This window comes from Devosia sp. BK, from assembly GCF_032907385.1.
Classification (GTDB): Bacteria; Pseudomonadota; Alphaproteobacteria; order Rhizobiales; family Devosiaceae; genus Devosia.
The window spans coordinates 1521474-1534004 of the sequence record NZ_JAIMBX010000001.1 but is presented as its reverse complement, the minus strand read 5'-3'; the positions used below and the strand labels follow the sequence as shown (position 1 = coordinate 1534004).

The 12531-nt window shown below is 61.3% G+C and carries 13 protein-coding genes; 9 read left to right on the top strand and 4 right to left on the bottom strand.

Annotated features, from left to right (window positions below; translation table 11 throughout):
• Positions 1 to 72 precede the first annotated feature (72 nt).
• Positions 73 to 1200, bottom strand: coding sequence for a glycosyltransferase family 4 protein (locus DevBK_RS07570; RefSeq protein ID WP_317185003.1), 1128 nt, complete (start codon positions 1198 to 1200; stop codon positions 73 to 75).
• Between the two features lie 4 nt (positions 1201 to 1204).
• Complete coding sequence (locus tag DevBK_RS07565) at positions 1205 to 1756, bottom strand: polysaccharide biosynthesis/export family protein (protein ID WP_062631123.1); 552 nt, start codon at positions 1754 to 1756, stop codon at positions 1205 to 1207.
• A gap of 151 nt (positions 1757 to 1907) precedes the next feature.
• On the opposite strand from DevBK_RS07565, the gene DevBK_RS07560 reads away from it, so the two are divergent.
• Positions 1908 to 4181: a GumC family protein gene (locus tag DevBK_RS07560; RefSeq protein ID WP_317185002.1), complete on the top strand. Its 2274-nt coding sequence runs from the start codon at positions 1908 to 1910 to the stop codon at positions 4179 to 4181.
• Positions 4182 to 4199: 18 nt separating this feature from the next.
• Positions 4200 to 5234, top strand: a complete 1035-nt coding sequence (locus tag DevBK_RS07555; RefSeq protein WP_317185001.1) for a polysaccharide deacetylase family protein — start codon at positions 4200 to 4202, stop codon at positions 5232 to 5234.
• Positions 5235 to 5321: 87 nt separating this feature from the next.
• On the opposite strand, the gene DevBK_RS07550 is transcribed toward DevBK_RS07555, so the two are convergent.
• On the bottom strand, positions 5322 to 5534 hold the full coding sequence (locus DevBK_RS07550) for a DUF2842 domain-containing protein (protein WP_317185000.1): 213 nt from the start codon (positions 5532 to 5534) through the stop codon (positions 5322 to 5324).
• A 78-nt stretch (positions 5535 to 5612) separates the two neighbouring features.
• Between DevBK_RS07550 and DevBK_RS07545 the strand changes: the two genes are divergently transcribed.
• From DevBK_RS07545 to DevBK_RS07515, 7 genes are all read left to right on the top strand, one after another.
• Entirely contained in the window at positions 5613 to 6674 is a 1062-nt protein-coding gene (locus DevBK_RS07545; protein ID WP_317184999.1) for a COX15/CtaA family protein, read from the top strand.
• Between the two features lie 29 nt (positions 6675 to 6703).
• The gene (locus DevBK_RS07540) at positions 6704 to 6898 is read left to right on the top strand and encodes a hypothetical protein (protein WP_317184998.1); all 195 of its coding nucleotides are present in this window, start codon (positions 6704 to 6706) and stop codon (positions 6896 to 6898) included.
• Between the two features lie 150 nt (positions 6899 to 7048).
• Entirely contained in the window at positions 7049 to 7513 is a 465-nt protein-coding gene (gene rplM / locus DevBK_RS07535; protein WP_061906985.1) for a 50S ribosomal protein L13, read from the top strand.
• 1 nt (position 7514) lies between these two features.
• Positions 7515 to 7997 carry a 30S ribosomal protein S9 gene (rpsI, locus tag DevBK_RS07530; protein ID WP_061906984.1) on the top strand — a complete coding sequence of 161 codons (483 nt, stop codon included), beginning with the start codon at positions 7515 to 7517 and terminating at the stop codon, positions 7995 to 7997.
• A 179-nt stretch (positions 7998 to 8176) separates the two neighbouring features.
• Positions 8177 to 8842, top strand: coding sequence for an SdpI family protein (locus DevBK_RS07525; RefSeq protein WP_317184997.1), 666 nt, complete (start codon positions 8177 to 8179; stop codon positions 8840 to 8842).
• A gap of 167 nt (positions 8843 to 9009) precedes the next feature.
• On the top strand, positions 9010 to 10380 hold the full coding sequence (locus DevBK_RS07520; RefSeq protein ID WP_317184996.1) for a dicarboxylate/amino acid:cation symporter: 1371 nt from the start codon (positions 9010 to 9012) through the stop codon (positions 10378 to 10380).
• Between the two features lie 149 nt (positions 10381 to 10529).
• Entirely contained in the window at positions 10530 to 10898 is a 369-nt protein-coding gene (locus DevBK_RS07515) for a hypothetical protein (protein WP_317184995.1), read from the top strand.
• Between the two features lie 12 nt (positions 10899 to 10910).
• Here DevBK_RS07515 and DevBK_RS07510 read toward each other — a convergent pair whose 3' ends face one another.
• Positions 10911 to 12239 carry a glycosyltransferase gene (locus DevBK_RS07510; protein ID WP_317184994.1) on the bottom strand — a complete coding sequence of 443 codons (1329 nt, stop codon included), beginning with the start codon at positions 12237 to 12239 and terminating at the stop codon, positions 10911 to 10913.
• Positions 12240 to 12531 lie beyond the last annotated feature (292 nt).

Here is a 12531-nt window from a genome sequence, read left to right as displayed (position 1 = left end):
GATGCTACCGGTACTCACCTACTCCCGGCTGCATCATGGGGCCAAGGGGTTTATACTCGGTGAAACGAAAGCTCAGGCTTTGTCGAGGATATCGCGATAGAGCGCCTCGATGCGCGTCGCCATGGTGTCGAGCGAAAATTCTGTCTCGACGCGCCGCCGCCGGATTGCAAGTTCCGCCATTGCAGCCTCCGGCTCATCGAGCATCCGCTGCATCGACACGGCCAGAGCCTCAGCATTCCCCGGCTCAACCAATGTCTCTGTAGTGCCGGCAAAGATTTCCGGGATGCCGCCAACCCGCGTCGTCACCACCGGAAGCCCCGCCGCCGTCGCCTCCAGCACCACATAGGGCAGTGACTCCGCCAGCGACGGGATCACGCCATAATTGCCCATGGCAAAGACACTGCGCGCGGGTTGCGATCCCACAAGCTTGACCTGACGCTGCAGCGACAGCCCCGCAATATGCGCCTCAAGCTCCTCGCGCTGTGGCCCATCACCGGCCATCACCAGCGTCACCGGCCTTCCGTCTGTCCGCTTCAACTGCTTTAGCGCATCGACAAGCGGGAAAATGCCCTTGAGTTCGCGCAACTCGCCAACAAACACAAAATCAGCCGGATCGCCAACCTTCGCAACGGGCTCGAATTCAGCGCGATCGAGCCCATTATAGATGATCTCGGTCCGGCAACTGGGCGGCGCGATCAACCGGCTATAGGTGTCGCGCGCAAATTGGCTTTCGAAGACGATGGCGCCAGTCTGGTTCAGCAGCTTTCGCTCCAGCCAGTGAAACACCTGCCCGCTCCGCGAGCGCGCCGAAAAGTGCAGAACCCCGCCATGCGGCGTATAGACCGCCGCTGGCAGCTTGCGTCCCAAATGCGCCAGCCGTGCATAAAGCCCGCCCTTGGCGCCGTGCCCGTGGAGAATATCGGCAGAAACTCGCTGAGCGATCCGCCGCACTGCAAAAGGCGCCGTCAAATCGCCTTTGCCCAGCACGCGTGGCATAGGCATCGCATGAATGCCAAGCGTCGCATGGTCGCGCAGCGCTTCGAGACGCGCCGTCGTCTGCGCATCGCTTGCGAGCGCATCGACGATCAGCCCGACGCTATGCCCGCGCGCATTGAGCATGCGGGTGAGGTCGGCCACATGGCGAAAAAGTCCGCCGACAGGCGCGCGCATCACCTGCAATATGCGCAGCGGCCTCGTCATCGAGTTAGAACCAGCGTTCGGAAACGACGACAGTGTCACCGGGATAGATCGGGAAGTCGAGATCGACGTCACCGCGCACCATTTCATTGCCCTGGCGGCGATAGACGGTGACATTATTGCGGTTTGCCGTTTCGCCATAGCCTCCGGCCGTGCTGATCGCAGCGCGCACCGTCATGTTCGGCACATAGGCGAACTGGCCCGATGTCCGCACAGCGCCCTGGATGAAGAAGGGGCGATATTGCGCCACTTCCACCGCTACATTGGGATTGCGCAGATAGCCATTGGCCAGCGCCCCGGCGAGCCGGTTGGCGGCGACTGAAGTGGTCTGTCCACGCACCTGCACCTGACCCACAAGCGGGAAGGATATCGTGCCGTTGTCGCCGACGCGGTAGCTGTTGCTCAGCTCCTGATCGCCGTAGACGGTCACCCGTACGAGATCGCCCGTGTCGAGCGTATAGGGCCCGGAGGGTTCTACGAAATAGCTGGCCGGCCGCGTCGTAGCGCACGCAGCAAGGGGGAGCATCAATGTGACGGCGAGTATGGGAAGCCAGCGCATGGTGAATCCGCGCGTTTGAATTGACCCTCAGTCTTCCCGTTTATGGTTAAGATTTCCCTTATGTCCTTGCGGGGCAATTCGAATGTGATCCTGCGATTAACTGAATTTTGATAGCGAACACCGATAGTGCGGCGGATGATGAGGATTTGCCGTGAGCGAATACGCCCCGACGATGCGCGATGCGCGAATTGATGTAGCTGCTGTCTTTTCCGCCGTCGGCCGGCGACTGCCGCGCATCATCATCATAACTTTGCTGGTCTTGGCAGCGGCCTTTCTTGTCTTGATGATGATGCCGCGGCTCTATGAATCCTCGGCATCTATTCTCGTCGAACCGCGCTCCAATGTTTATGCGCGCTCCGCCAACGAACAGGCGCCGTCGAGCACGGCCGGCGATGCCAGCGTCGTCTCGAGCCAGATCGAACTCATCAAATCGCGCGATACCCTGCTTGGCGTCATCGACAAACTCGATTTGCGCTCCAAACCAGAATTCAACGGCAGTCAGTCAGGCTTCTCGCCGCTTGGCGTAATCATGCAGCTTATCGGCCGCAGCTCGACACCAGTCAGCGTCGACGAGCGCGTCATGACCACGCTTTATGATCGTATGACGGTCATTCAAGAGCGCGATTCCCGCATCATCTCGATTCTCGTGCGCTCGACCGATCCGCAACTGGCCGCCGACATTGCCAATGCCGTCGCTGCCGCCCACGTTGCCCGCCGCGCCCAGCTTTCGCTGGCTGATACCGCCGAGGCATCGGAATGGCTCAATCAGGAAATCGATCGTTTGCGCATTGCCGTGCGGGACGCTGAATCAAAGGTTGCCCAGTACCGCGTCGACAATGATCTCTTTGTCGGTACCAACAACACCACCTTGCTCGATCAGCAACTCTCGACGCTGACGACCCAGATCACATCGGCTCAGGAGCGCAAGAACACCGCGCAATCGCGCGCCGCCGTCATTCGCGGCCTCCTTGAACGCGGCCAGCCGATCGAGAGCATTGCTGACGCGAGAAATTCGACCGTCATCCAGCAGCTCAGCCAGGAAAAGGCGCGACTCCAGGGCCAGCTCGCCCAGCTTTCGGCAACGCTGCTTTCCAACCACCCCACGGTGCGCGCGCTCAATGCGCAGATCGCCGAGCTCGATACCCGCATCAACCAGGAAGGCTATCGTGTCGCTGCGGCCCTCGAAGCCGAAGCCCAGGTCGAGGCCGATCTCGAAGTATCCATGCAGTCCGATCTTGCCCGCTTCAAGCAGACGGCGTCGACCGCAACCCAAGACACTGTTGCGCTCGATAGCCTGCAGCGCGAAGCCAAGGCCCAGCGCGATCTGCTCGAGTCCTACCTGCTGCGCTATAATGAAGCCTCATCGCGCGTCGACTCCAATTCGACGCTGCCCGACGTCCGCGTCGTCACCGAGGCTGTGCCTTCGGTCATCCCCGCCTTTCCCAAGACCGCACTCATTCTCGCCGGCATTGGTATCGTCACTTTCTCCGTCCAGTTCGGCGCCGTTGTTTTCGGCGAGCTGATGTCGGGCCGGGCGCTGCGTCCGATCGAACCCTATTACGCCGCTGCCCAGCAACCGGTCCCGGTCGTGACGCAACCCGCCCGCGCTGCGGCTCCGCCTGAGCCTGTCGAGGAGCCGGTCCAAACCGAGGTCGTCTATGACGAGGCCGCAGCGGAAAGCGACCATGAAGCCGCGTCAGTCGCCGAGCCCGAGCCGGTCGACCAAACCGCAGTCGCCTCCGCCAATGCCCGCAATCTTCTTCGTGATCTCGCCGAACGCCGCGCCGAGCGCGAAGCGGCCCGTGCAGCCGTCGCAACGTCGTCCGAAGAAGAAGCTGCTGAAGTCGCGACCATGCGCCCCAAGACCCAACAGGTCACGGGCATCGTCCGCTATTCCGATCTTGCGGCCGACCTCGTCCTCGGCAAGACCCATCTGCTCCTGCTCGCCGATCACGGCAGCGCCGAGCCCGGCCGTCGCATGGCTGACGCCCTCGTCGCCGACGCGCTTGGCAAGGGATTGAGCGTCGTCCTTATCGATGCCGGCAGCGGCTATGTCGGCGAGAACCCTGGCCTCTCCGATCTCAGCCTTAATCGCGCTGGCTTCGGCGATGTCGTGCAGAAATCTGCCGATCAAAGCTATGCGGAAGTTGCCTGGGGGCAGGGCGAAACCATCGAGCGCAGCTCCACCAAGCCATCGACGCTGGTGGAAGCCCTAGGCGATATCTACGAAGTCGTTCTCGTCCTCACGGGCAAAGTCGGCGGCCGCTCGACCCTCCCCATCTTCGCCGATCTCGGCGGCCGAGTCGTTCTGGTCACCGCCGAAGACGAGGATATCGATTCCGCCGATAGCGTCCGCCGTCAGCTTATCGACGCTGGCCTGCCGCGGGTCGAGATTTCCGCCGTGGACGATGCCGTTGCAGCCTGATCCGCTGAGCGAGATTTAATGAAATACGCCGCCATCCGTGCCGCCTTCGAGCTGATTTGGCTCTCGCGCTTGCCATCGCTTTCGCGGGCGCTGTCGAAGTCCCGTGGCGTCATTTTTACGCTCCATCGCGTCCTGCCCGAACCGCCCCCAGCCTTCTTCCCCAACGCAATCCTGCAGATCGAGCCGGACTTTCTCGACTACACCATCGCGCGCCTCCGCGACCTGGGCATAGACATTATCACGCTCGACGAGGCCATGGAGCGCCTTGCTGAGCCTCAGAAGCCACGCCCCTTTGTCGTCCTCACCTTCGACGATGCCTATCGCGACAATCTCCAATACGCCCTGCCGATCCTCAGCCGCCACGAAGCGCCATTCACACTCTACGTGCCCACGGCCTTTGCAGATGGCGTCGGCGAAATCTGGTGGCAGGCCATCGAAGACATCATCGCGCGCCAGGAAGCCGTCGCCTTCACCGAAAATGGCGACGTCGAATATGTCGACACCTCCACAACGGCAAGAAAGAAGGATGCCTTCTCGCGCCTCTATTGGCATATGCGCAAAATGCCCGAGCCCGCCCGCCGCGCGCTCCTCGCGGAATTCTGTAGCAATTACGGCTACGACCTCGAAAAGCAGTGCCGCGACCTGATCATGACCTGGCAGGAGCTCCGGCTGTTCGCCGGCGACCCGCTTTGCACCATCGGCGCCCACACGGTGCACCATTACGAACTGGCAAAACTCTCCGCCGACGAGGCGCGCCAGGAAATCTCCCAGTCCGTCGACGTCATCGAGGCCCAGTTCGGCCTACGCCCCCAGCATTTTTCTTATCCGCTCGGCGGCCCACTCTCCTGTGGTCCGCGCGAGTTCGACATAGTCCGCGACCTCGGCTTCAAAACCGCCGTCACCACCCGCCCCGGTGGCCTCTATCCGCACCACGTGCAGACCCCCACAGCCCTTCCACGCGTCTCCCTCAACGGGTATTTCCAATCCCGCCGCTACGTTGACATCTTCGCCAGCGGCGGCATCTTCACCGCCATCGGCAAATTGACGGGCTGACTGTCTTCACCTCTCCCTCGGGGGGAGAGGTCGGCGCGCAGCTCACCGAATTCGCGCTGCGAATTCGGTTGGGGTGAGGGGGCCTTCCTATACGCGCTCATCCGGCCGCGCCATCCAGCGAATGATCCACATCGCCGGAAACACCCAGCCCATCCCCGCGACGATAAAATAAAGGATCAGCACCAGCCCCGGCAGCCCCTCGGGAAACATCAAATAGATCGAGGTCGCGATGCACGCCCAGACGAAAATGGAGATCACGCAGAGGAAAGCGCCGATCAATTTGCGAGTACGTTGGGTCATGTGCGGCATCTGGACTGTTGCGACGGAGCGAAGCGGGGATTACCACTCCGCCAGCCCCATCGATACCGGAATATCACCGTGACCACCCAGCACAATGCCGCACCGGGCCAGATCAGCTACGCTAGCGACCTCCTGCGGCCCGTCCGCATCTGGCTTTATGCGCTCGCGAGCTTCGTTCTGCTGATCGTCGTGGTCGGCGGGATCACGCGCCTGACGGAATCGGGGCTCTCGATCACGAGCTGGAAGCCGATCTCCGGCATCATTCCGCCGCTCAACGATGCGCAGTGGCAGGCCGAATTCGACGCCTATAAGCAGATCCCGCAATATACGGTGCTCAATTCCTGGATGTCGCTGGGCGACTTCAAGTACATTTTCTTCTGGGAATGGCTGCATCGCCTGCTGGCCCGCACCCTAGGACTGATCTTCATCGTCCCATTCCTGGTTTTCCTCGTCCAGAAGCGTCTGTCGCGCCAGCTCGCCTGGCCACTGTTCACGCTCTTCATTCTCGGCGGCTTCCAGGGCCTGCTCGGCTGGTGGATGGTCTCCTCGGGCCTATCCGAACTGACCTCGGTGTCCCAATACCGCCTCGCCGCCCACCTCACGGCCGCCTCGCTGCTCTTCGTCGCGCTCATCTATGTCGCGCGCAGCCTTGAGCCGGGCAGGGTGCTCGGCCGCGTTACGCGCTGGCATCTGGTAACGGGCGTCATCCTCGGCGTGCTGCTGATCATCCAGATCGGGGCGGGGGCCTTTGTCGCCGGTCTGGATGCCGGCATGGGCTACAACACCTGGCCATTAATGGATGGCGCGATCATCCCCAAAGGCCTCCTGATCATGGATCCCGCCTGGCGCAATTTCTTCGAAAATGCGCTGACCGTGCAGTTCATCCATCGCTGCATCGCCTATGGCATCACCGCTTATGTCGCTTATCTCATCTGGCGCCGAAACAAGGATGGCGGCTTTGGCGGCGTCCATGGCTGGCTGCCGCGCATCGGCTTCCTCGTCCTCCTCCAGGTCGCCCTCGGCATTGCGACGCTGCTCACCAACGTCCCGATCTCGCTGGCGGTTGGCCACCAGTGCCTCGCTTTCATGCTTGCCGGCTCCATTTTCGGCTATATTGCCGATATGCGCCGGGCCAGGTGAGTCCGGCTTGCGGAGGAGTTAGCCGCAAGATGACCGCCTGGATCTGGAAGACCGTTCTCGCCATCGTCGGCTCCGTCATCGGCGTCTATATCGGCCAGGAGCTCATGGGTGGCGGCGCAATCGGGTGGATGGTGAGTGGTGCGATCATCGCGGCAAGCTGCTATCCGCTCTTTAAGGCGCTCTTCGCCTATCGCACTGAAAAAGCGGGCAATACTTTGCGGTAATATGATACCGCATTCGTAACGTGTTGATTTCGTTGATTTAAATCAACCCTATTGACGACCGCTAGAATCCCCCCTAAACGAGCCGCCGAACATGCCGTTTTCCCTCGTTTGGGAGCATGGCATCCCAGCTTTTTCTAGGGAATTCCAACAATGACCACTTACTCGGCAAAACCGAGCGAGATCGAAAAGCAGTGGATCCTCATCGACGCCGAAGGGCTTGTCGTGGGTCGTCTGGCTTCGATCATTGCTTCGCGTCTGCGCGGCAAGCACAAGGCCACTTTCACGCCTCACATGGACATGGGTGACAACATCATCGTCATCAATGCCGACAAGGTGAAGCTGACCGGTCGCAAGCTCGACCAGCACCGCTTCTACTGGCACACCGGCTACCCCGGTGGCATCAAGGACCGCACTGCTCGCGAACTGCTCGAAGGCCGTTTCCCGAACCGCGTCCTCGAAAACGCCGTTCGCCGCATGATGCCGGGCGGCCCGCTGACCCGCGCTCAGCTCAAGAACCTCCGCGTTTACGCTGGCGGCGAGCACCCCCATGAAGCGCAGAACCCGAGCAAGCTCGATGTCGGCGCTATGAACCCCAAGAACGTCCGGGTGAAGTAATATGGCTGAAACCATCAACTCTCTCGAAGCCCTGGGCACCTCCGCTGCTGCTCCCGCTGCCTCCTCGGCTCCGGTTCATGTGCAGAAGCTTGATTCCCTCGGCCGCGCCTATGCCACTGGCAAGCGCAAGAACGCCGTCGCCCGCGTCTGGATCAAGCCCGGCAAGGGCAAGGTCACGATCAATGGCCGCGAATTCGCCGCTTACTTTGCGCGTCCGGTTCTCCAGCTGATCGTCAAGCAGCCCATCGTTGCTGTCGACCGTCTCGACCAGTACGACGTCAACGTCACCGTTGCCGGTGGTGGTCTCTCGGGTCAGGCCGGTGCCGTTCGTCACGGTATCTCCAAGGCGCTCAACTACTTCGAGCCAGCCCTGCGCCCGACCCTCAAGAAGGGTGGCTTCCTGACCCGCGATAGCCGCGTCGTCGAACGTAAGAAGTACGGCAAGGCCAAGGCCCGCCGCTCCTTCCAGTTCTCGAAGCGCTAAGCTTCACTTTTCGATATTTGCAAGGGCCGGGAAACCGGCCCTTTCTTTTTGGTTGCATAAGCCTAAATGCGCTTTGTGCATCGCACGCTCGATTGTCACCCCGGCGAAGGCCGGGGCCCAACCTGAGATATTAAGATGGCCCCCGGCTTTCTCCGAGGTGACAGCCGGAAGTTGGTGATATGCCGGAACACATCCGCGAAAGTCGGCCGATGCCCCTCGTCACCCGCTTCCATCTCCTGATCTTCTCGGTGACGCTCTCCATCACGGCCGTCGCCCTGTTCCGCATACCCGCCGATTTCCTGTTCCAGGCCCATTGGCACGCCTCCAACGCCGATTGGCTTTGGCCGCGCGGCATCGCGCTTTCGGTGGCTCCAGCCATCCAAGCCATCCTCCTCATCGCGTTTTTCGTGCTCGGCCGCGCCCTCACTAAAAATCACTTCGCCAAGACCCAGCACATCCTCGATCCAGCCCTCAGCTTTTTCCTCGCCGTCCCCGCCGTGTACCAGCTTGGCCTCCTCTTCATCGGCATCGGCTCTGATCTCGATATCATCCGCGGCGAAGGCTATATCCTCGGCGCCGCACTGGGCTTCATCGGGCTTGTCCTGTTTTACGCCGAGCGCCACAGCTATGGCGGCCTGCGCCTACCGTGGCCGATCCCCTCTGATCGCGCCTGGCTCCTCGCGCACCGCCTCACTGGCCTCGCGACATCGCTGGTTGGTCTGGTCGTCATCTGGATTGCCTGGACCGATCCCGGTCCGGCGATCCTGGCCCTGTCTTACGCGGCCGCACTCATGGCGCTTCCCATCATCGCAGCCGTCGTGAGTCTGGCTGTCCGCCGGGTCTGACAACTTCTATTCCCTAATTCCCTGTACAGAATGAGAAAATTCTTCTCTAGCGGGCGGAAATGGAACGCCATGCGCTGCGTAAGCGCATGCGCGGGCGTAAGTTGTGGGCAAGATAAAGGCAGGGCGCCCGTTTTTTGAGCGGCCCTTGCCAGTGCAAAGGTCGTAAAATGTCTCCCACCACCGTATCCGCTGCGCGCCCGCCCAAGGCGCCCAAGCCGCTTTACGCCAATTTCGGCTTCCAGGTTCTGGCCGCCATGGTCATCGGCCTCGCCCTCGGTTTCGTCGCTCGCTCCATGGGCCCGGATGCCGCCGGCAATGCCAATTGGCTCACCCAGACGCTCGCGACCATCGGCTCGTCCTTCGTGTCGCTGCTGCGTGCGCTGGTTCCGGTTCTTGTTTTCACCGCGATTGTCGCCTCAATCGCCAATCTCCGCGAACTCAACAACGCTGCCAAGCTGGTCTGGCAGACCCTCCTTTGGTTCGCCATCACGGCGCTGATCGCCGTCGCCATCGGCATCGCCCTCGGCCTCATTATCCAGCCGGGCCTCAATTCCAGCGTCGCCGCCGATCTTGCCAAGGCTCCGTCCTCGACCGGCTCCTGGCTCGATTTCCTCAAGGGCCTGATCCCGTCCAATATCCTCGGCCTTCAGGCATCGACCCGCGTCACCGATGGTAGCGCTTCGACGAGCCTCAGCTTCAACGTGCTGCAGATCCTCGTGATCTCCATCGTCGTCGGCATCGCGGCCCTCCGCGTTGGCCCGGCTGCCGATTCGTTCATCGCCTTCACCCGCTCGTTCCTCAAGGTCATCCACAAGGTCCTGTGGTGGGTTATTCGCCTGACCCCGATCGGCACGATCGGCCTTCTGGGTAATGCCGTTGCCGTCTATGGCTGGGATGCGCTGGCCCAGCTCGGCTGGTATTCGGCCGCCATCTATATCGGCCTCGCCCTCGTTCTGTTCGTCGTCTATCCCGTGCTGCTGCAGCTCAATGGACTCAACCCCATCCGCTATTTCCAGAGCGCCTGGCCAGCGATCCAGCTTGCCTTCGTCTCGCGTTCGTCCATCGGCACCCTGCCGGTCACCGAGCGCATCACCGAAGAAAATCTCGGCGTGCCGCGTGAATACGCCGCCTTCGCCGTGCCACTCGGCGCCACCACCAAGATGGACGGTTGCGCCGCGATCTATCCTGCGATCTCGGCCATCTTCGTCGCCCAGTTCTTCGGCATTTCGCTCGGGATTGAGCATTATCTGCTGATCGTCTTCGTCTCGGTCATCGGCTCCGCAGCCACGGCTGGTCTCACAGGCGCAACGGTCATGCTGACCCTGACCCTTTCGACCCTCGGTCTGCCGCTCGAAGGCGTCGGCTTGCTGCTCGCCGTCGACCCGATCCTCGATATGGGCCGCACTGCGGTCAACGTCGCGGGCCAGGCCCTCGTGCCGACCATCGTTGCCAAGCGCCAGGGTATTCTCGATCAGGCGACCTATGACCGCGGTGAAAGCATCGATGCGCTCGGCGCCGACGCTGTTCCTGCCGAGTAAACGGCCTAATCAATCGTGTGAAAGGGGAGGCACTGCCTCCCCTTTTGTTGGCTGCTATTCTAACTCATTTTACCAAGTAGCCACATTTGGCCTTCAACTTGCCAGCTCAAGACGGTATTGAACCCGACTGTGCATATGGGAAGATTTGCATGATGGCTCAAAGACCTGGTTTGTGGGATGGACGGCGTCGCGCCGTTACCCTGGGCATGATTTCCAACATCATCGGCGCGGCCGCAGCCGCCGGTGCCGCAGTCACTGCGTGGCTCAGCACGCATTGGCAGACGGATTTGACACAGTGGACGCTGGTTCTTGCCGGCATCGGCGGCGTCTTCGTCATCAAGGGCACGATCATTCTCGGCATCGCCGAAAGCCGCCCCTATATGCCGCGGGAATCTGACGCCGATATGCAGCACTCGCTGCGCGCCTTCGAAGGGCGCCTGAATTCGCGCCAGAAGGCCATGGTCGAGCGCTTAGACAAGCTCGAAGCCGAGATCACCAACATTCGCGTCGGAAGCTGAGCCGGTTTCGGCTCAGACAGCCTTTTTCAGCGATAGCTTCTTGGCCTTCGTCTTGGATTTTCGCGCTAGTTTGGCTGCGCGCGGCACGAAGTTGCCCATCACCCGCTCAATGACCTTGATGGCTTTGTCAGTGCCGTCCTCGCTGCGCAATTGCTCCGCCACCAATGCGGCATTGCGGCGATAGGAATCGTTGCTGTTGAGATCGGCGAGCGCTTCGGCCAGCGAATCCGCCGTCAGCTTGCGGAGCCGGATCGGCTTTGGTCCGCATCCAAGCTCATAAACCCGGCGGCCCCAATAGGGTTGGTCGATGGCTTGGGGGACGATGAACGTCGGTCGCCCAAGGTGCAGGCCCGCCGAAGTCGTGCCCGCGCCACCGTGATGCACCACGGCGCTGACATAGCGGAATAGGCGATCGTGCGGTGCTTTTTCGATCGGAAAGATCGTATCGGGCAGATCGCGCGGATCGATGCCGCCCCAACCGCGCGCCACGACGGCGCGGCCACCCCAAAGCGCCACCGCTTCTTTCAGAATGCGCGTATTGCGTTCGGCCCCAAACGGCATTGAGCCAAAGCCGATATAGACCGGGGCTTCGCCTGCCGAAAGAAAGGCCTCGAATTCCGGCGTCGGCTCCCAATTGCTGCGATCGCGCAAGTTCCAGTAGCCGGTCACCAAAGCCGTCTTCGGCCAATCCCGCGGGCGCGGACTGACAGCCGCCGAATAGGCATAAAGCGTGGTCAGGTGGGAGCCATCCGTATTGGTGAAGACCCCACCCATATTGCGCGCTTCAAGCCCCATCAGTTCCCGGCGCAGGCGATTGCGCGGCAGGTTCATATAGGCCTGCTGCATGGTGGCAGCGGTGTAGGATAGCTTGTTCAGCGTCGGGCCGAGATCGTCGGCGACATAATACATCGAGAGCGGAAATTCGCTCGTCGAATTGAGCGGCTGCAGCGCCGTCATGATCGCCGGAATCTTCAGCGCCTCGGCAATGTCGATGCCGAAGCTCGTATTCATATTGACGATGATCGCATCGGTGCCCTGGCACATGCGCCAGGCGGCCCGCGCCGCCGTGTCGATGATCTGCTGGCCCTGTTTGAGAAACCATGGGCCATTGATCAGCATCGAGCTGTTCATCGCATTTTCGAAGCGGGTTTCCTTGAGGAATGCCTGGATCGAAGGGCCCAGCGAATGGAATTCGATTCCATATCCCGTCACGAGGCCTTCAAAGTCCTCGTTGGCGCCGATCACGACGGTATAGCCACGTTCCTGCAGCGCCAGCGAGAGCGCGATGTAAGGTTGTACGTCGCCTTGCGTGCCAATCGTCACCAGGGCAATGCGCTTCAAGTTTCAACCTCATCATACGCCGTCAGGCCGTACGTTGTCGTGCCCCCGGGCATTTACAAGACCATGTGGAGCAATTATGAACGGCCTGTCGATTGTTGCATTCTTTACAAAAACGACCTTCGAAGGGCAAGAGACATGCTGTCTCCATTCACTGTTGCATGGGTTGGAGCTCCGCTCGCCGGCAAGGTGACTGCTATTGCCGCTGCCACTCCCGTCGCCGCGGCGGCAAGCGCCCGATAGCTCTTCCCGCGTGGCCACCTGGTGGCCGGGAGGAGCCGAATAGATCGTTTGG

What these genes read in the sequence shown, in the direction of transcription:
- DevBK_RS07515 (WP_317184995.1), top strand. Translation starts at nt 10,530, where the DNA reads ATGATGGCTCAAAGACCTGGTTTGTGGGATGGACGGCGTCGCGCCGTT.
- DevBK_RS07555 (WP_317185001.1), top strand. Translation starts at nt 4,200, where the DNA reads ATGAAATACGCCGCCATCCGTGCCGCCTTCGAGCTGATTTGGCTCTCG.
- DevBK_RS07520 (WP_317184996.1), top strand. Translation starts at nt 9,010, where the DNA reads ATGTCTCCCACCACCGTATCCGCTGCGCGCCCGCCCAAGGCGCCCAAG.
- DevBK_RS07550 (WP_317185000.1), bottom strand. Translation starts at nt 5,534, where the DNA reads ATGACCCAACGTACTCGCAAATTGATCGGCGCTTTCCTCTGCGTGATC.
- DevBK_RS07525 (WP_317184997.1), top strand. Translation starts at nt 8,177, where the DNA reads ATGCCGGAACACATCCGCGAAAGTCGGCCGATGCCCCTCGTCACCCGC.
- DevBK_RS07540 (WP_317184998.1), top strand. Translation starts at nt 6,704, where the DNA reads ATGACCGCCTGGATCTGGAAGACCGTTCTCGCCATCGTCGGCTCCGTC.
- DevBK_RS07570 (WP_317185003.1), bottom strand. Translation starts at nt 1,200, where the DNA reads ATGACGAGGCCGCTGCGCATATTGCAGGTGATGCGCGCGCCTGTCGGC.
- rplM (WP_061906985.1), top strand. Translation starts at nt 7,049, where the DNA reads ATGACCACTTACTCGGCAAAACCGAGCGAGATCGAAAAGCAGTGGATC.
- rpsI (WP_061906984.1), top strand. Translation starts at nt 7,515, where the DNA reads ATGGCTGAAACCATCAACTCTCTCGAAGCCCTGGGCACCTCCGCTGCT.
- DevBK_RS07565 (WP_062631123.1), bottom strand. Translation starts at nt 1,756, where the DNA reads ATGCGCTGGCTTCCCATACTCGCCGTCACATTGATGCTCCCCCTTGCT.